Raw genomic sequence first — 18446 nt, 5'->3', positions numbered from 1 at the left:
GAATTTTCCTCAATTTAATTACATACAGTTATGAATGAAAATCATCAAATTTGGTCACTTACCTCTCAACAAGTCTACAAAAACTTAATCACAACTCCCCAAGGACTAAGCGAATCTGAAGCTAATTTACGCCTCAAACAACATGGTTACAACGAACTACCCGAACCGCAAACCCGCCCTTTAATCCTGCGCTTTATTGACCAACTAACCCACTTTATGGCGCTTTTATTATGGGTAGCAGGCACTTTAGCTTTTATTTCTCAAACCCCGGAATTAGGTTGGGCTATCTGGGCAGTAATTTGGATTAATGCAATTTTTAGTTTCTGGCAAGAATTTCAAGCAGAAAAGGCATTATCTGCATTAAAACAAGTATTACCTAACCAAGTAAAAGCTTATCGTGACAGTACGCTGTGTACTATCCCTGCACGCGAGTTAGTTCCAGGGGATGTAATTCAGTTAGAGGAAGGAGATAAAATCTCTGCTGATGCGCGACTGGTGGAAAGCCAATCGTTGTATGTCGATGTTTCGATTTTAACTGGGGAATCTCTACCCGTTCCTCGGTCTTCTGAACCCGTTGCTACAGAAAATCTCCGTGCTTTAGATGCGACTAACTTAGTATTCGCAGGTTCCACTGTTGCCGCAGGCCGGGGATTGGCTGTGGTTGATGCTACGGGTACGCATACAGAATTTGGCCAAGTCGCACATCTAACTGCTAACGTCAAACGTGAAGCCAGCACCTTAGAAGTGCAAATTTCTAGGGTGGTTCACATCATTACAATTATTGCCATCAGCATGGGCGTGGTTGTGTTTTTACTCACTAATTTTTTGGTGGGTATGGGAATCAAAGAAAGCTTCATTTTTGGCATTGGGATTATTGTGGCTTTTGTACCTGAAGGGTTGTTACCAACAGTTAGTCTTGCTTTGGCAATTGGTGTGAAGCGAATGGCCAAAGAAAACGCATTGGTACGTCGTCTTTCAGCAGTGGAAACGTTGAGTGCGACAACAGTTATTTGCACTGACAAAACAGGAACTTTAACTAAAAATGAAATGACTGTCCGCAAGTTGTGGATTCCTGGTGCAAAGATTAATGTTACAGGTGTGGGTTACGAACCAAAAGGTGAAGTCGAAATTACAAATTTTGAGTGTGAATCCCAAGTCAGATTACTATTAGCAGGTGCAGCAATTTGCTCAAATGCACGCTTAAACCATCCCCCAGGTTCGAGTCAGTGGCAAGTATTAGGAGATCCCACCGAAGCAGCTTTGTTGGTTGTGGCAATTAAAGCTGGTTTTAAATTGGAGGATTTGCAGCACCAAGCACCACGATTGCGAGAAGTACCTTTTGATTCTCACCGCCGGATGATGACAGTTTTACTTGCAAGTAGTCTAGAATTTGCTCAACCGACACAAAAGACTGAAAATGCACTACAGATATTTACCAAAGGCGCACCTTTAGATGTATTGCAACATTCTCAGTTTATTTTACGCGACGGACAGCAACAGGAACTAACAGCAGCAGAACGCGCAGAGGTGGAGACGGCAAACGATCAACTTGCTAGCCTTGGCTATCGGGTTTTGGGTGTGGCGACAAGACAAGGTGGTACAGAATTACGGGAACAAGAAAATGCTGCCCTAGAAGAAGACCTGATATTTATCGGACTTGTAGCCATGATCGATCCACCTCGAAAAGAAGTTGCAGATGCGATCGCACTTTGTCATCGTGCAGGTATTCAAGTCACAATGATTACAGGTGATTATGGGTTGACGGCAGCTGCGATCGCTGAAAAAATTGGTTTGATTAATGAGAAATTCAATGGTAAACCCAGAGTTATTACAGGTGAAAAATTAGGGCATCTTTCAGAAGCTCAACTCCGACAAATATTACACAAACATCAACAAGGCTTAGTGTTTGCACGGGTAATGCCTGAACAAAAATTAAGACTTGTACAAGCGTATAAAAAGTTAGGTCATGTAGTCGCCGTCACTGGTGATGGCGTCAATGATGCCCCGGCGTTACGTGCTGCTAATATCGGCATTGCAATGGGCAAAAATGGTACAGATGTTGCCCGTGAAGCCGCAGATATTGTTTTGGTTGATGATAACTTTGCAACTATCGTCATCGCCATCGAGCAAGGAAGGGCAGTTTATCAAAATATCCGCAAGTTTATTACTTACATTCTGGCATCAAACATGGCAGAGTTTCTGCCATTTCTAGCAATGGTCTTTTTAAAAGTACCTCCAGCTTTAGTAATTCTGCAAATCTTGGCCATTGACTTAGGAACCGATATGATTCCAGCGCTGGCATTAGGTGCAGAACGTCCAGAAAAAGGCATCATGACCCAACCACCGCGCAAAAAGTCTCAAACCTTACTTGATATACCTTTGATGCTACGTGCCTACTGTTTCTTAGGATTACTCGAAGGTTTAGCTGGAATGATAGGCTTTTTCTTAGTTTGGTGGGCAAATGGTTATGGAATTACCCAATTGCAAGCGGTGAGTTCCAGTATTCTTTCGCAATCAGCAAGCGCTACCACAATGGCAATTTACCATCAGGCGACAACTGCAACATTAGCGGTAATTGTCGCCTGTCAAGATGGCAACGTTTTTGCTTGTCGTTCCGAAAGAGTTTCAATTTTTAGCTTGGGTTTCTTGACAAACCGATTAATTTGGTTGGGAATTGCGGTTGAGTGGGCCTTGATTTTGGCGATTATTTACTCTCCAACGTTGCAGAAAATCTTTGCAACTGCGGCTTTACAGCCTTCCCAATTGTTGCTGTTGCTAATTTGTCCACCGTTGATTTTGATGGCAGATGAATTACGTAAGTGGATTGTGCGACAGACACCGACGGTTGTGTTTGACCATCCTATCCAAAATATCCAACGTCAGTGAAGAAGCAACGGGAGTAAAAAATTATGCAATTGGGAAGCGATCGCGCCTATGATATTTTACGTACCCAGCATCAACCTTTAGATGCCATATTTGCACCTAAAAGCATTGCCGTAATTGGTGCTAGCGAACGTGAAAATAGTGTCGGGAGAACTGTCCTCTGGAATCTCATCAGCCATCCATTTGGCGGCACGGTATTTCCAGTTAATCCCAAACGACATAGTGTTCTTGGGATCAAAGCTTACCCAAATATTGCGGCTGTGCCAGAACCAGTAGATTTAGTAATTGTAGCCACACCTGCCCTGACAGTTCCTAGTGTAATTGGTGAATGTGTCGATGTAGGAGTTAAGGGAGCGATCGTTCTTTCTGCTGGGTTTAAGGAAATTGGCACTGTTGGGGCAGAATTAGAACAGCAAGTACTCCAGCAAGTGCGCCGGGGCAAAATGCGGCTGATTGGCCCCAACTGTTTAGGTGTAATGAATCCCCATACTGGTTTGAATGCCACCTTTGCCAATAGTATGAGTATGGCTTTGCCTGGTAAGGTTGGCTTTATCAGCCAAAGTGGGGCATTGTGTACAGCAATTTTAGATTGGAGTTTTCACGAGAATGTGGGCTTTAGTGCCTTTATTTCCATTGGTTCAATGCTGGATGTGGGTTGGGGCGATTTGATTGATTATCTCAGTGATGACCCGCATACTGAAAGCATTGTTATTTACATGGAGTCAATTGGAAATGCGCGATCGTTTCTCTCTGCGGCACGGGAGGTAGCGCTGACAAAACCAATTATTGTCATCAAAGCTGGAAGGACAGCAGCAGCAGCTAAAGCCGCGGCTTCCCACACAGGTGCATTGACAGGTAGTGATGCCGTATTCGATGCCGCATTTCGCCGGAGTGGGGTTTTACGGGTTAAGAGTATTGCTGACTTGTTCGACATGGCAGAGGTACTGGCAAAGCAACCGCGTCCCAAAGGGCCAAGACTGACAATTATTACCAATGCAGGCGGGCCCGGAGTCTTGGCGGCTGATGCTTTGATTACCGATGGAGGTGAATTAGCAGAATTATCAAAAGAAACCTATCAGGCACTAAACCAACTATTGCCGCCACAATGGAGTCACAACAACCCAATTGACATACTTGGTGATGCTGACCCTACACGTTATGCTAAGGCGTTAGAAATTATTGCCAAAGACCCAAATAGCGATGGATTGTTAGCAATTCTCACACCGCAAGCAATGACTGACCCCACACAAATCGCGTATCAACTAAAACCATTAGCTCAAATCGGTAAACCCGTACTTGCGAGTTGGATGGGCGATGCAGATGTGGAAGCAGGTGCAGAAATTCTCAACCAAGCATCAATTCCGACATTCGCCTTTCCAGATACGGCTGCCAATGTATTTTACTATATGTGGCGTTATAGTTATAACTTGCGTGCGTTGTATGAAACCCCTGTGCTTGCTGATAATGGGGATACTTGCGATCGCACCATTGCAGAGACGATTATTCAACAAGCACGTCAAGCTGGTAGAACTTTACTGACTGAAGTGGAATCAAAGCAAGTTCTGGCTGCTTACGGTATTCCGACAGTAGCAACGCAGATAGCAACCAATGCTGAGGAGGCAGTTAAACTAGCAGAGGAAATTGGTTATCCGGTAGTTTTGAAAGTATTTTCTCAAACCATCACCCATAAAACTGATGTGGATGGGGTGCATTTAAATTTACACAATGCTGATGCAGTGCGTGAGGCTTATAATGCGATCGCATCATCTGTAACTGCCAAAGTTGGCGCAAATTCTTTTGCTGGTGTCACTGTCCAGCCAATGATAGATTTGAGAAACAGCTATGAATTGATTCTTGGTAGTAGCATTGACGCTCAATTTGGCCCAGTTTTACTATTTGGCACAGGTGGACAGTTAGTAGAAGTATTTCAAGATAAAGCCTTGGGACTTCCGCCATTAAATACTACTTTGGCACGGCGGATGATGGAACAAACCCGAATTTATAAAGCACTACAGGGAGTTAGAGGTAGAAAAGCAGTTAATTTAGAAGCTTTAGAACAGCTTTTAGTACGCTTTAGCCAGCTTGTGGTTGAGCAACGCCTAATTAAAGAAATTGATATTAATCCGCTTTTGGTAAAGGCAGAAGAAATCAGCCAAAACTCTTTAGTTGCACTTGATGCGCGGATTGTTCTTCATAACTTAGATATCACTGAAGCACAATTACCAAAACTAGCAATTCGCCCTTATCCCACACAGTACGTTTCCTCTTGGACAACGCGGAATGGCATGGAAGTAACAATTCGTCCCATTCGCCCAGAAGACGAACCTTTAATGATTAAGTTACATAAAACATTATCTGAAGAAAGCGTTTTTTTCCGCTACTTCCACTTGATTAAACTCAGTCAACGCATTGCTCACGAACGACTCACGCGCCTATGTTTCATTGATTATGACAGAGAAATGGCACTGGTAGCAGACTATCAAAATCCAGAAACGGAAGAACATGAACTTTTAGCTATTGGTAGGTTAAGTAAATTGCACGGTACAAATGAAGCTGAATTTGCAATGTTAGTTAGCGATCGTTACCAATGTCAAGGTTTAGGAACCGAGTTACTCAAACGGTTGCTGCAAGTAGGGCGTGATGAACATTTAACGCTAATTAGTGCCGAAATTCTAGCTGAAAATTCTGCAATGCGAAGAGTTTGCGAAAAATTGGGCTTTCGTATTTATCCTACTGCTGAGGCTTCAGTGGTGAGAGCAGAAATTATAACTTGATAATTCACAATCAAAGTAGAGGTAATTGCCATGTTTAATAGAGCAAAATCAGACGTAACAGATACAGTAAACACGAGGTTGCCTCGGTTGACAGTACAGAAGTGTTTATTCTTGGGCTTATTCTTGCTCATCATCATCATAATTTCTTTGAACTCTTTTTGGTTTCCTTTGCGAGTACCAATCTTCTTTGGATTGATATTATTCTTCTTTCCCATCTTGGCAAATATATTAGCTTCTGCACTTTTTCAGAATCTATTTGTCATAGGCAATCGTTGGCAACTTGCTTCGGTAATGGTAGGTTCTACGATGGCTGCGTTAATGGTTTCCATAACTTCAGAGCGAATTTTGGAAGAGTGGATTCTGCACAATGATAGTTCAGGTTTAATTCAATTTCTTATAGAGTGCAGATATATTAAAACCGGGATTCTACTATTACCAACCTGGATTTATGTTTGTCAGCAATCCCGTTCTGAATTAAAGTACAAAAAAGAATGGATTTTAGGAATTTTGACAGGTTTAGCTGCGAGTGCAGGATTTGTCAGCTTTATAGTTTGGCTAGTTTATTTTTTTCAAAAAGTTTTAGGTTCGTATATATTTCAGATGAAAGAATCGAGTTTTTTTGGATTGACTTTGGGTCTCATTGGCTTTGGGATCTATGGATTGGTTATTTGGTTATTCCAACCAGGAAAGGAAAAACCGCTTTGCTTTCTAGATGAAGCCCCCGCACTTTTGTATATTTCATTATTGATTTGGATATTAACAGGTGTGTTAAGCGGCTTAACATTTTGGTTCGATCCATTGCACATTCCTGTGTTTATTAGCTTAATTATGTTTTCTGGGTTGATGTACTATGTGTTTGAAACAGATCACTACTTTGAAATAACTGAAATTCCATCTCAATCACCTGATAATCAATATCAACCAGAGGAAATGAAAAACTTTAGCACAGCAATTGAAACACGTCTCAAAAAACAACATGGAGAAAAAAAGACTTTAGTTGTTGTAGCTGCTAGTGGTGGCGGAATTCAAGCAGCAGGCTGGACAGTAAAAGTTTTATCTGGCTTACAGGAAGAGTTAGGCCCTTCTTTTACTCAGGCAACCGGATTAATTAGTTCGGTATCTGGTGGCTCTGTGGGAACGATGTTCTTTCTCGATCAGTTTATGTCAGAAGGGTTTCCATCTGATGATAACTTAGAAAAAATTTTCCAGAATGCAACAGAAGATAATCTAGATGCCGTAGGTTGGGGACTCGCTGGGCCTGACTTGATGCGAATTTTGTGTCCGTTTGTTGTTGGTAAATACGATCGCGGATATGCAATAGAGGACGATTGGAAAGAGAAGATGTGTCATCCTAACGCTACTCTAGCTACAAGACGAGAGCAGATTTTCAACGGTCAAATTCCTATCCCAGTCTTTAACGCGACTTTGGTTGAGGATGGTCGTCGTTTTTTAATTTCTCCGATGACTTTTTTCCAAAATATTGAGGATGCAGATAAGCACAAAGCCTTTGATTTTAACAATCTCTTTAATAATCCAAATTTTAATCAAAAGCTCAAAAATTCTCAACCCGATCCAAGTATATATGACTTAAGTATCACGACAGCAGCTAGACTCTCAGCATCTTTTCCTTATGTGTCGCCAATTGCTCGTAATGATAGCAAATTGTTCACATTTAACTATCATGTTGCTGATGGAGGGTATTTCGATAATTCAGGAATGTTTACCGCAGTTGAATGGTTAGATGAACAACTAAAGCATTTTAGTAATCAACTGAACATTAAACGAATTTTACTACTACAAATTAACGCATCTCCTGAAGCAGAACTGCTAAAAGATAAAGATGAAAAATATCAAGGAATCAAGGGAGATTGGGGATGGGTCAAGGTGTGGCTAGGCCCATTGGAAGCATTATATAGTGTGCGGGATTCGACACAATTCTCTCGTAATTTCAAGGAAGTTGAGTTACTGAAAAAACGAGGGGAACAAGAAGGTGTAGATATTCAAACGTTTGTTATCTCTTTCCCTAAAGAAGAGAAGTATAAGCAACCTTTATCTTGGAAGTTAAGTAAACAACAAAAGCAAAATTTGAAGGAGGCGTGGGAAGATATTAAAAAGGAGAAGACTGTCACAGGAATGAAAAAATTATGGAAAAATGAATGGAGTATTCCAGAAAAGTGGAATTGAAGCATTGATGCGATGCCTGCGGCGGGCTACGCCTACGCATTTTCTCAAGAGGGCGATCGCACATTTTGTCGGTTGAGTTGAAGCATAAAACCCAACGTCAGCTTGAGAATCGAGCGGTATGGTATCTCACAGACAAGTGCGATCGCTACCAATGTCAAGGTTTAGGAACCGAGTTACTCAAGAGGTTGCTGCAAGTGGGGCGTGATGAACATTTAACGCTAATTAATGCCGAAATTCTGACTGAAAATTCGGCAATGCAAAGAGTCTGCGAAAAATTGGGCTTTCGTATTTATCCTACTGCTGAGACTTCAGTGGTGAGAGCAGAAATGATTACTTGATGCATAACAACAAATTCTGTTTTTATTCTAGGCGATGCCTGCGGCGGGCTACGCCTACGCGTTTATCCTTGGCTTTTAACGGCTAAGTTGAGCGGCAGCTAGTATGCTTGGTTTAGATATCCTCTTTATCTTTGATCGCCCTTTGCTCATATTCTGTAGTGATGCTCTGAATGTCATCTGCGGCGATATCGACTTGTTCAGATTTTGCATAAACTGTCAGCAAAATAATTCCCGTTGCTGTCTTAACGTAGTAAATCAGACGATAGCCACCGCTTTTACCTTTTTGAATGTCACTATTTCGGACTCTTAACTTGAAGACTTCATAACCAACCCCAGGTATTTGATCTCCTGGCAACTCTCCCTGTTCAAGTTGTTCGATAACGGGTTGTATATCATTCCGAATACTGCGATACTTCTTGGCAAGAGCGCGTAGATTTCGGTTGAACGTTGGCGAAGCTTCAACTTGAATGAAAGGCTGATCAGTCATTTTCAAGCCCTTCCCAAAGTTGAGCCACCGGTATAGTTTGCCCAGTCATGGCTTCATGCCAAGCTTGCCGGAAATCTGCTAAAACTTCTATTTGAGATTGTTCATCTAGAACTTCGTCTTCTGAAATTAGAATAATAACTTCTACGCGGCTATTTTTATTCGTTATGAGAGGATGATCTAAGGTTAGTTGTCCTTGCTCATTAATCGTTGCCATGACTTTAAGTGCTTTCATTGCTACTCCAATTCGATACTGGAGTCATATTTGTACTCCTTAAGAATCTAGCTCTATGGTACTTCACAGACAAGTGCGTAGGCTTCTAACGGCTAAGTTGAGCAACGAATGGACTTGTGTTCTGAACCAACAAACTTGTGTTCTGAACAAATGGACTTGTGTTCTGAACCAAAACTATCAAGCAATGGTGGGCGAAACCGTGACAATAGCGATCGCCCTTTTTGAACCCCCTACCCCTTCTTGATATAACCTCACAACTTCCTCAAATTGTTGATTTATAAGGATATAAGCCTAGGTAAAATTTTAGCAGGCATGTTGCGATCGCACATTTACAAATACCAGCATGGACTCTCACACAATCAATAAAAAAAATCCCCTAAAAGAGCATCTGAGTGGTGATAAACGCTTCAAAATACTTGATGCAACCATGAAGCGCCATCAATATCAGCAGGATGCACTAATAGAAGTATTGCATAAAGCCCAAGAACTTTTCGGTTATTTAGAAAATGACTTGTTACACTACATCGCCCACAGCTTGAAACTACCACCTAGTCGTGTTTATGGCGTAGCAACTTTTTATCATCTTTTCTCTCTCGCACCAAAAGGCGCACATACTTGTGTCGTGTGTACGGGTACAGCTTGTTACGTCAAAGGTGCAGAAAACTTACTAGCAACCGTAGAAAACACTACCAAAATTCATGCTGGCGAAACAACCCCCAATGGAGAACTTTCACTGTTAACAGCCAGATGTTTAGGCGCTTGTGGAATTGCACCTGCTATAGTATTTGACGGCACTGTTTTAGGTAATCAAACTCCTGAATTAGTGTGCGATCGCATTAAAGACTGGCTAGAGGGAAAAGAGCGATCGCCCCACTCTTAATATTCAATTTCCTCTTTAGATAACATCAAAGTTTAAAAAATCTGCGGGAGGAAATGTAAATCAAAATTCTTAAATACATTCCTCCTGTAATTCAAATTTCACTAATAATTTAGGATCGTCATTTATGAAATTTAGTAAATATTTTTCTTTCATTATCAATTTTTTATTAGTAGCATCTCTTACTATTTTAGTACCCATATCTGCTCACTCCCAAACAACTAATTCATGTCAGCAGAGCGGTGTTGTCTGCTTAGACGATCAAGAACTCTTTATTATTCAAAAAAAATCGATTCATTGACTCCTGAACAACGAGCCAAAAGAATTACTGAAAATATTAAAGATATTGCTGAAACCTATTCAACTCCAATTGATTCTATTAAAGTTGAGGAAGGATATGATAATAACAATATTATGGCAGGAACTAAAATTATCGTTACCGTGACAGATGACGATGCTAAAGCATTAAAAATAAGTAGAAAATTGTTAGCTGACCGATGGTTAAAAGAAATTAAAAGCTCTATTGGAAAACATAGAAAAGATCCGCATATTCCTTTTTTAAAAGATATTATTATAAGCTTTTGGAATAAATATATTAAGCCTTATTATTTAATAATTATATTAAGTCCGATTGTTGTTGGAGTATTGTATGTATTTTCGACCTTGATTTATTTTTATCGTATTAAAGATAGCCAATTTTACTTAGGGGTTAAAAGATATCTAAAAAGTATTAAAAATTATTTGAAAAGAATCCAACAAGAACAATGGGCAGACCATATATATAAATCTGCATCACAGATACGTAAATTCCCAAAAATAATATATGAATTTGTTATATTTATATTTAGTAACTTAGGATTTATTATAATCTTATCCACCATTGGTATTTTAACTTTTACTTTAATACATATAATTTATTATACTAATAATTTTTATGTAACAAACGAGCTAGAAGAACTAAGAAACTATGTTGCTACTCTATTGAATATTATTGGATTGCTCCTCTTATTTGGAGTTGTGTCTATTTTACTTAATTGGCTCTCCAGCAGTAAAGGAAGTACAGTAGTTCTTCCCTTTGATGATACAACTACATCACCGCCTGAAGAAAAAGATAACAAGACCGGGGAAAAAGAAAAATCTAATCGGGGTAAAGCAATCGCTGATTCATTAGTTGAGGAACTTCATAGAATTAATCACATCCACACTACAATGTTTCAGATTATCAAGACAGGAGAAGAAAACATTAAGTCAGAGAGGATAAACCCTCACTTTCCTCCGTTAACTTCTACCCAAGAAAATCTAAACAGCAATCTTACTGATGTTGCGACTTTTGAAGCTGGTAAAACCAATTTATCCATTGGAAAAATAATTCTAATTCTCAAACAGCTATGGCCTTTTGGAGGTGTGAACAGGGCAATCTCTGGAAGCTTACAAAACTACGGCTCGACAACTCGTTTGGTTGTCCGATTAGACGATCAAAATGAAGTAAAGGCTTGGGAGGTGACGTGGCAAAATTATCAGATAGATACAATGACTGAGAAAATTAAGGATCTAGCTTATAAGGTTGCTATGTCTTTAGCACCAAAGATTACTGCTCGAACATGGGAAGGTTTCAAGTTTTTTACTGAAGCAATTTATAGTTATTATCAATATGAACAAACTGGAGATAGAGAACATCTTGATAATGCCGATAACAATTGTCAAAAAGCATACAACGCAGAAAAAAAATATGAGAAGCTGGATAACTTCTTCAATCAAATTGGCACAGCTTATTTTAAGGAAGAATTATATTGTAAAGCGGAAAGAGCTTTTCTGTCATCCCTAAAAATTAATCCTAAAAGCCAAGATTCTTATATTGGACTGGGAAATGTCTATTACAAACAGAAAAAATTTGACGATGCGATAAATCAATATCAGCTTGCTAAGAAAGTAAATAGAGATTTTCCCTCTGCTTACTATGGTCTTGGTAATGTATATTTGCAGAAAGGAGATTTTAAAAAGGCGTGTGAACAGTATGAAAAGGCTTGTACGATAAATGATAATTTCTCGCATTCTCATTTCTGGGAACCTTACCATAATCTTGGACTTATGTACTTATACGGAGATGACAATACATTAGCTGACTATAAAAATGCTGAAAAGAAATTTACAACAGCCAACAATGTTAATAAATACTTAAAAGATGCCCAGAAATTGCATCAAGTCCACAGTGGTTTAGCTTTAACCTACCTTTTTCAAGCCGTAGAGCCATTAAAAGCTTTAGAGCAAAATTGTGAAACTGAACTATTAATAACAGAAAATTTATCAAAAGCGGTGAAAGAGATAGAAAAAGCTATTGATATCTCTCTTGATAGTCAATCCTATCTTTACTGGAATCTTGGTTTAATACAGTGGGTTAAAAGTTACAAAATATTCTGCAATGGGAACCAAAATGAGATAGACAATAATAGGAAAGAGGCTTACTATGCTTGGAAACAAGCTTCAGATATCGCATCGAAAAACTATGAAAAATGGTGGGCATTTTATGCCTATATAGCTAATGTTATCCAACCCCTGGTAAACAACACAGAAAAATTAGCATCTCCACTCGCTATTTATCAAAATAAACGCTATCTAGATATTACTTTTAATGAGTATATACCTTCTTTATTTATAGGAAAATTAAACATTTTGTTAAAGGATGTAAGAATTATCCAAAAATATTTAGATAAAAATGATGAAACCAATGAGCCTATAAATAATTTAATTAACAAACTAGAAAAAAGAAAGGAAGAATTAAAAAATAAATATTAGCAATAAAATTAATATAAGACTTACACAAATACTCTTTTTTTCTTACCAATTAATTTCCTCACAAGTTCCTCAATATTTTCCCCTAACCTCAGCATAGAGCCAAAGGAATGATGGGAGAGGAGGCAGCTAAAAGATGGATCTAGGTGAATTACAGGAAATTGCCCAAAAAGAACGTTTAGTAGAGAAACCTGTGCAAATTCGCTGTTGCGTTGCAGCTGGGTGTCTCTCAGCCAATTCTCAAACTGTCAAACAGCATTTAGAAGCAGCTGTCACTGCCGCCGGGTTAGAAGAACAAGTGCAAGTAACCGGCGTTGGCTGTATGCGCTTGTGCTGTAATGGGCCATTAGTGGAAGTTCAGGGTAATACTGGGGAAGACTCTATCCAGGAAGCAGAAAGTCTGGGGACACTTTACGAAAAAATTACCCCTGAAGATGCACCATCAATTGTCGCTGCTGTTAATGGTGGAGAAACAAAAGTTCAAAAAGGTGATTTAACTCAGCCATTTTTTACCCAGCAAATGCCGATTGTTCTAGAAAACAGTGGCAAAATTGATCCAGAACGCATTCAATCTTATATTGCAGCTCAAGGTTATCAAGCACTTTATCATGTGCTGCGGGAGATGACTCCGGCGGAAGTGGTAGATGCAGTGACTCGTAGTGGTTTACGCGGAAGAGGTGGTGCTGGTTATCCCACGGGTGTAAAATGGGCAACTGTTGCCAAAGCCAAGGGCGATCGCAAATTTGTCATCTGCAACGCCGACGAGGGCGATCCCGGCGCATTTATGGATCGGAGTGTTTTGGAGAGCGATCCGCATCGGGTTTTGGAAGGAATGGCGATCGCAGCATACTCTGTAGGTGCTAACCAAGGTTACATTTATATTCGTGCCGAATATCCCGTTGCCATTAACCGGCTGCAAATTGCCATTCGCCAAGCCCAACGCCTCGGTTTATTAGGAAGTAATATTTTTGACTCTCCTTTTGATTTTAAGATTGATATACGCATTGGTGCAGGAGCTTACGTTTGTGGTGAAGAAACCGCTTTAATGGCATCAATTGAAGGCAAACGCGGTACACCTAGTCCTCGTCCACCTTACCCAGCCGAGAGTGGTTTGTGGGGATTTCCAACTTTAATTAACAACGTTGAAACCTACGCTAACGTCCCCTGGATTATTCGCAAAGGTGCAGATGTATTCGCCAGCATCGGTACAGAAAAAAGTAAAGGTACAAAAGTTTTCGCCCTAGCTGGGAAAATTCAAAATACAGGCATTATAGAAGTGCCAATGGGAACAACCCTGCGGCAAATTGTCGAAGAAATGGGTGGTGGTGTACCAGGTGGCGGTACAGCCAAAGCAGTGCAAACAGGCGGCCCCTCTGGCGGCTGTATTCCCGCTTCCGCGTTTGATACCCCTGTAGATTACGAATCTCTAAGTCAACTAGGTTCGATGATGGGTTCCGGCGGCATGATTGTTATGGACGAAAGCACCAATATGGTAGATGTCGCCCGTTTCTTCATGGAATTCTGCATGGATGAGTCTTGTGGTAAATGCATTCCCTGTCGAGTTGGTACAGTGCAGTTGTACAAATTGTTAACAAAGATTAGTGAAGGTAAAGCATCCTTTGCTGACTTGGAACTGTTAGAGGAACTGTGCGATATGGTGAAACATACAAGTTTGTGCGGCTTGGGACAGTCAGCGCCGAATCCGGTATTTAGTACATTGCGGTATTTTCGGGATGAGTATTTAACCTTAATTAAGTAAAAACTCCATTTTTGATGGAGGTGAGCAAATGTTTACCAAAATTTTCTTGAGCATTGGTGCATTGCTAGCGATCGCATTCATAATTCTAGTTATTATCGGCGTAAAGAACGAACAGGAAGTTGATAGAATTTGGCGATCGCTCGAAGGATTGCCAACAGGAAATCGTTTTACTAAAGATATGGTTGCAGGATTACCTGCGCCTGTACAACGCTATTTTTTGCATAGCATTGCACCAGGAACTCCTCTTGCTTCCTCAGTCAGCTTGGAAATGAGTGGCAGTTTTAGGATGGCGCAGGATAAACCGTGGATACCGATGCAAGCTACAGAAATTCTCTCAACCAAAGGATTTGTCTGGAAAGCAAGTATTGGTAGTCGTTTGTTCCAAATGATCGGCAGCGATGGCTATACCAACAAATCTGGTCGAATGCAGTTCTCTCTTTGGGGACTAGTTCCCCTCGTCAATGTCCACAATTCTGATATTACTCGCTCTAGCATTGGACGATTCGCAGGAGAATTTTTCTGGCTACCTTCTGCTTTACTACCTCAGCGCGGCGTAAGTTGGAAAGCAATAGATGACAAAACTATCCAAGCTAGTCTAAAAGTTGATGATGAACCTGTAACGCTGACACTGTTTATAGATGCTAACGGCAAACTGCTAAAGCTTTCTCTGCCACGTTGGGGAGATCAAACAGAAGATGGTAGCTATACTTACATTCCATTTGGCGGAGAGTACCAGGAAGAAAAAACATTTGGAGGATTTACAATTCCTTCCCAGATGGGTGCAGGTTGGTGGCTTGGCACACATCGTTACTCAGAATTCTTCTGTGCCACAGTTGAGCAAGCTGAGTTTCGTTGAAGATATAGCTATTTAAAAATACTGAGGTTATAAATGTCAGTAAAAACTTTAACAATCAACGATCAATTAGTTAGCGCCCGCGAAGAAGAAACCGTTCTTCAAGCAGCCCAAGATGCAGGAATTCACATTCCAACTTTGTGTCACCTGCAAGGGATTGGGGATGTTGGGGCTTGTCGGCTATGTTTAATAGAAATTGCTGGCAGCAATAAACTTCAACCTGCTTGTGTGACAAAAGTTACTGAAGGAATGGAAGTTCAAACAAATAGCGATCGCCTGCAAAAATACCGTCGCACAATTATCGAAATGCTGTTTGTTGAAGGCAATCACATTTGCTCGGTTTGTGTAGCTAATGGTAATTGCGAATTGCAAGACTTAGCTATTGAAATGGGTATGGATCATGTGCGTTTGGATTACCATTTTCCCGATCGCAAAGTCGATATTTCTCACGATCGCTTCGGCGTCGATCATAACCGTTGTGTTCTTTGCACTCGTTGTGTCCGTGTTTGTGACGAAATCGAAGGAGCGCACACTTGGGATATGGCGGGTAGGGGGACAAATTCTCATGTAATCACTGATTTAAATCAGCCTTGGGGAACCTCAGACACTTGTACTTCTTGTGGTAAGTGCGTTAATGCTTGCCCGACAGGTGCGCTTTTTGACAAAGGATCAAGCGTTGGTGAAATGAAACGCGATCGCGCCAAACTTGATTTTATAGTTACAGCACGAGAGAAGCAACAATGGCTGGTTTAACTACATTATCACAACGAGGTCAATCTCATGTTACGCCGCATTTTAAAAACTATTTGGTGGTTTCTATTGCTGGGAATATTAACAATATATATATATCTGGGTTTAGCAACGTTCACATCTAAAACGGTGATTGCTGCTGTGATTAAATTAGAAGATGCGCCAGGAGAAATAGTATATCGCTCACAGCAAAAATTAAATGATGAATTGGGAAATTATTGGCAGGTGATCTTATTTAAGCAAATTCATTCTAATAGCAATCAAATATCTTCAGTAAATCTCCGATTGGTAGGGTTTCCTGGCTCTCAGGAACTAGCCCATTCCTTACCCTTGAAGATTACTAGCGATACAGGTAAAGTATTGACTGCTGCCGATATTTTTCTAGATGAAGCACCAGCACCAACTATCGGTCAGTATGACTTTAAGGATGTCTTACCTCAATTGCCAAATGAAGGTTTATTGATTGGTATACCTCTAAGTAGACAACGCTTCATAAATATTTCAATCCCTCAATATATCGTGCAAGAATGGCAAGAAGTTGCACTAAAATCCTGAGTACTAACGTCAAAATTCATTTGCTTGCTATCGCCCTCATAAAACAAAGAAAATGACTCGTTTAAAATTAGCAACAGTTTGGCTAGGTGGCTGTTCTGGCTGTCACATGTCTTTTCTCGATTTGGACGAATGGCTGATTGATTTAGCAGCACAAGTAGATTTAGTTTTTAGTCCTTTTGTTGATACCAAAGAATATCCCCAAGGAGTGGACGTGGTATTAGTTGAAGGTGCAATTGCGAATGAAGAACACCTGCAAATGATTCAAACAGTCAGAGAGCGATCGCAAATTCTTGTTTCCTTTGGCGATTGTGCTGTCACTGGGAATGTTACTGCCTTACGCAACCCTTTAGGTAGTGCCGAACCTGTTCTTCAGCATTGTTACATCGAAGCAGTGGATATTCATGGTCAAATTCCCCATGAACCTGGTATTGTACCAACTTTATTAAATCGGGTGATACCAGTTCATACAATAGTCAAAGTTGATGTATACTTACCAGGCTGCCCACCTTCAGCAACTCAAATTAAAGCAGTACTAGCGCCACTATTAAGAGGAGAAAAACCACACTTAGAAGGACGTGAATTTATTAAGTTTGGTTAAACCTCACAAGTTACTCAAATTCTTTATCTAAATTGAAAGTAAGGTAATTCCAAAATAATTTGGGAAGCAATTATGGCAGTTAATTATCGAGAAAGAATTATTGCTCTTTGGACAGCATTTCTGCTAGGAATACTGTTTCATACACAACTAGGATTAATGCCACTTTTTCACGACTTATCTGTTGTCGAATCTCAAAAAGCAACAAATCTCAATGATATTTCTGGAATCATGTGGTTGATGCTGGGCTTTTTTGTGCTACCAATGCTCGGAATTATCGTTACTGCTTTTACCGATTCCAAGCGTTACCGAACCATTCATTTTGGTTTAACTGTCTTTTACAGCATCATGAACTTACTACATCTGGTTTTAGATTTATTTGTTCAGCCAGTTCTCTGGTATCAGATAGCCTTGATGGTCTTGTTATTTTTTGTGGGTTTATTATTAAACATTACTGCTTTTAAGTGGATGCGGCTGCACACCAGGGCTAATCAATCACAACACCATTTAGAAAGCTCACATTTTTAGCTGTTAATTCAAACTGCAAACAAGATTTTTTTGGTAAGTTATAAAGTATTGCAACTTAAACCAAATTAAATCAATTCATATTTCAAATATCAGTTTTTCATATACACCTTAAATATTGGGAACGAATCTATTCTCAATATTAAGATGATTAAATTGATGAAATCCGTCTTGCGTCAGCTTCATTATACATTTGGAGAGCATTATGTTGAAAGCATCTGACATTATGACTAAAGATGTTGCTACGATTCGCAGTTATGCAACGGTAACTGAAGCAGTCAAACTTTTAAGGGCAAGGGACTGGAAAGCGTTGGTTGTAGATCGTCGCCATGAACAAGATGCCTACGGAATTATTACCGAAAAAGATATTGTCTATAAAGTGATTGCTTATGATAAAGATCCCTCTAAAGTGCGTGTTTATGAAGTGATGACCAAGCCTTGTATCGTTGTCAATCCCGATCTAGGTTTAGAATATGTAGCACGATTATTTGCTGACCATAATTTGCAGAGAGCGCCTGTTATTCAGGGCAAACTACTGGGTATCATTTCCCTGGTTGACATTCTCGCTAATAGTAACTTTCTTGAAAAACCCCATACTATTCTACTAGAAGAACAGCTTGAGGACGAAATTAAACAAACTCGTACTGTTTGCGCCGAGAAAGGTATTCGCTCAAAAGAATGTGCCGCTGCTTGGGATGCAATCGAGGAATTACAAGCTGAGATTGCACATCAACGAGCAGAGAAAGTTGTAACAACTGCTTTTGAAGAATACTGTAATGAATATCCAGAGGCCAAAGAAATTTATGACAACTGGTGTAGCGGCTAAGCTCAGAAATATATTAAC

16 protein-coding genes are annotated in these 18446 nt (G+C 40.0%); 14 read left to right on the top strand and 2 right to left on the bottom strand.

What is annotated here, in order from left to right; genetic code table 11:
- The first annotated feature begins 30 nt into the window (after window positions 1-30).
- From RMX69_RS04095 to RMX69_RS04080, 4 genes are all read left to right on the top strand, one after another.
- Window positions 31-2886: a cation-transporting P-type ATPase gene (locus RMX69_RS04095; RefSeq protein ID WP_322636597.1), complete on the top strand. Its 2856-nt coding sequence runs from the start codon at window positions 31-33 to the stop codon at window positions 2884-2886.
- 23 nt (window positions 2887-2909) lie between these two features.
- Window positions 2910-5657, top strand: a complete 2748-nt coding sequence (locus tag RMX69_RS04090) for a bifunctional acetate--CoA ligase family protein/GNAT family N-acetyltransferase (RefSeq protein ID WP_322636596.1) — start codon at window positions 2910-2912, stop codon at window positions 5655-5657.
- Between the two features lie 30 nt (window positions 5658-5687).
- Window positions 5688-7841 (top strand): patatin-like phospholipase family protein, encoded by a 2154-nt coding sequence (locus RMX69_RS04085; RefSeq protein WP_322636595.1) that lies wholly within the window; start codon window positions 5688-5690, stop codon window positions 7839-7841.
- A 65-nt stretch (window positions 7842-7906) separates the two neighbouring features.
- Complete coding sequence (locus tag RMX69_RS04080) at window positions 7907-8179, top strand: GNAT family N-acetyltransferase (RefSeq protein WP_416211616.1); 273 nt, start codon at window positions 7907-7909, stop codon at window positions 8177-8179.
- 112 nt (window positions 8180-8291) lie between these two features.
- Here RMX69_RS04080 and RMX69_RS04075 read toward each other — a convergent pair whose 3' ends face one another.
- The gene (locus RMX69_RS04075; RefSeq protein WP_322636593.1) at window positions 8292-8666 is read right to left on the bottom strand and encodes a type II toxin-antitoxin system RelE/ParE family toxin; all 375 of its coding nucleotides are present in this window, start codon (window positions 8664-8666) and stop codon (window positions 8292-8294) included.
- On the bottom strand, window positions 8659-8898 hold the full coding sequence (locus RMX69_RS04070; RefSeq protein ID WP_322636592.1) for a hypothetical protein: 240 nt from the start codon (window positions 8896-8898) through the stop codon (window positions 8659-8661). The genes RMX69_RS04075 and RMX69_RS04070 overlap by 8 nt, the downstream gene beginning before the upstream one ends.
- A gap of 55 nt (window positions 8899-8953) precedes the next feature.
- On the opposite strand from RMX69_RS04070, the gene RMX69_RS04065 reads away from it, so the two are divergent.
- The 10 genes from RMX69_RS04065 to RMX69_RS04020 all read left to right on the top strand — a co-directional run bounded on the left by RMX69_RS04065 (window position 8954) and on the right by RMX69_RS04020 (window position 18428).
- A complete protein-coding gene (locus RMX69_RS04065) occupies window positions 8954-9142 on the top strand; it encodes a hypothetical protein (protein WP_322636591.1) in 189 nt (62 codons plus the stop codon).
- A gap of 99 nt (window positions 9143-9241) precedes the next feature.
- A complete protein-coding gene (gene hoxE, locus RMX69_RS04060) occupies window positions 9242-9778 on the top strand; it encodes a bidirectional hydrogenase complex protein HoxE (protein WP_322636590.1) in 537 nt (178 codons plus the stop codon).
- A 294-nt stretch (window positions 9779-10072) separates the two neighbouring features.
- On the top strand, window positions 10073-12568 hold the full coding sequence (locus tag RMX69_RS04055) for a tetratricopeptide repeat protein (protein ID WP_322636589.1): 2496 nt from the start codon (window positions 10073-10075) through the stop codon (window positions 12566-12568).
- 133 nt (window positions 12569-12701) lie between these two features.
- Window positions 12702-14324 carry a NuoF family protein gene (locus tag RMX69_RS04050; RefSeq protein WP_322636588.1) on the top strand — a complete coding sequence of 541 codons (1623 nt, stop codon included), beginning with the start codon at window positions 12702-12704 and terminating at the stop codon, window positions 14322-14324.
- 28 nt (window positions 14325-14352) lie between these two features.
- The gene (locus RMX69_RS04045) at window positions 14353-15180 is read left to right on the top strand and encodes a DUF6920 family protein (protein ID WP_289795622.1); all 828 of its coding nucleotides are present in this window, start codon (window positions 14353-14355) and stop codon (window positions 15178-15180) included.
- A 33-nt stretch (window positions 15181-15213) separates the two neighbouring features.
- Window positions 15214-15930, top strand: coding sequence for a bidirectional hydrogenase complex protein HoxU (gene hoxU / locus RMX69_RS04040; protein ID WP_322636587.1), 717 nt, complete (start codon window positions 15214-15216; stop codon window positions 15928-15930).
- 27 nt (window positions 15931-15957) lie between these two features.
- On the top strand, window positions 15958-16482 hold the full coding sequence (locus RMX69_RS04035) for a DUF3122 domain-containing protein (protein WP_322636586.1): 525 nt from the start codon (window positions 15958-15960) through the stop codon (window positions 16480-16482).
- Between the two features lie 52 nt (window positions 16483-16534).
- Window positions 16535-17080, top strand: coding sequence for an oxidoreductase (locus RMX69_RS04030; RefSeq protein WP_322636585.1), 546 nt, complete (start codon window positions 16535-16537; stop codon window positions 17078-17080).
- A 72-nt stretch (window positions 17081-17152) separates the two neighbouring features.
- Window positions 17153-17605, top strand: coding sequence for a hypothetical protein (locus tag RMX69_RS04025; protein ID WP_289795618.1), 453 nt, complete (start codon window positions 17153-17155; stop codon window positions 17603-17605).
- Between the two features lie 202 nt (window positions 17606-17807).
- The gene (locus RMX69_RS04020; protein ID WP_289795617.1) at window positions 17808-18428 is read left to right on the top strand and encodes a CBS domain-containing protein; all 621 of its coding nucleotides are present in this window, start codon (window positions 17808-17810) and stop codon (window positions 18426-18428) included.
- Window positions 18429-18446: the final 18 nt, after the last annotated feature.

The sequence above is a fragment of the Nostoc sp. EspVER01 genome (assembly GCF_034530635.1).
Taxonomy (GTDB): Bacteria; Cyanobacteriota; Cyanobacteriia; order Cyanobacteriales; family Nostocaceae; genus Nostoc.
Note: the sequence above shows the minus strand (reverse complement) of the source record. Positions and strands in the feature narration are given on the sequence as shown.

Excerpts from the sequence above, each read along its gene's own strand:
- RMX69_RS04090 (WP_322636596.1), top strand. The coding sequence starts at position 2,910 with ATGCAATTGGGAAGCGATCGCGCCTATGATATTTTACGTACCCAGCAT.
- RMX69_RS04050 (WP_322636588.1), top strand. The coding sequence starts at position 12,702 with ATGGATCTAGGTGAATTACAGGAAATTGCCCAAAAAGAACGTTTAGTA.
- RMX69_RS04020 (WP_289795617.1), top strand. The coding sequence starts at position 17,808 with ATGTTGAAAGCATCTGACATTATGACTAAAGATGTTGCTACGATTCGC.
- hoxU (WP_322636587.1), top strand. The coding sequence starts at position 15,214 with ATGTCAGTAAAAACTTTAACAATCAACGATCAATTAGTTAGCGCCCGC.
- RMX69_RS04035 (WP_322636586.1), top strand. The coding sequence starts at position 15,958 with ATGTTACGCCGCATTTTAAAAACTATTTGGTGGTTTCTATTGCTGGGA.
- RMX69_RS04085 (WP_322636595.1), top strand. The coding sequence starts at position 5,688 with ATGTTTAATAGAGCAAAATCAGACGTAACAGATACAGTAAACACGAGG.
- RMX69_RS04070 (WP_322636592.1), bottom strand. The coding sequence starts at position 8,898 with ATGAAAGCACTTAAAGTCATGGCAACGATTAATGAGCAAGGACAACTA.
- RMX69_RS04030 (WP_322636585.1), top strand. The coding sequence starts at position 16,535 with ATGACTCGTTTAAAATTAGCAACAGTTTGGCTAGGTGGCTGTTCTGGC.
- RMX69_RS04045 (WP_289795622.1), top strand. The coding sequence starts at position 14,353 with ATGTTTACCAAAATTTTCTTGAGCATTGGTGCATTGCTAGCGATCGCA.
- RMX69_RS04025 (WP_289795618.1), top strand. The coding sequence starts at position 17,153 with ATGGCAGTTAATTATCGAGAAAGAATTATTGCTCTTTGGACAGCATTT.
- RMX69_RS04095 (WP_322636597.1), top strand. The coding sequence starts at position 31 with ATGAATGAAAATCATCAAATTTGGTCACTTACCTCTCAACAAGTCTAC.
- RMX69_RS04065 (WP_322636591.1), top strand. The coding sequence starts at position 8,954 with ATGGTACTTCACAGACAAGTGCGTAGGCTTCTAACGGCTAAGTTGAGC.
- RMX69_RS04075 (WP_322636593.1), bottom strand. The coding sequence starts at position 8,666 with ATGACTGATCAGCCTTTCATTCAAGTTGAAGCTTCGCCAACGTTCAAC.
- hoxE (WP_322636590.1), top strand. The coding sequence starts at position 9,242 with ATGGACTCTCACACAATCAATAAAAAAAATCCCCTAAAAGAGCATCTG.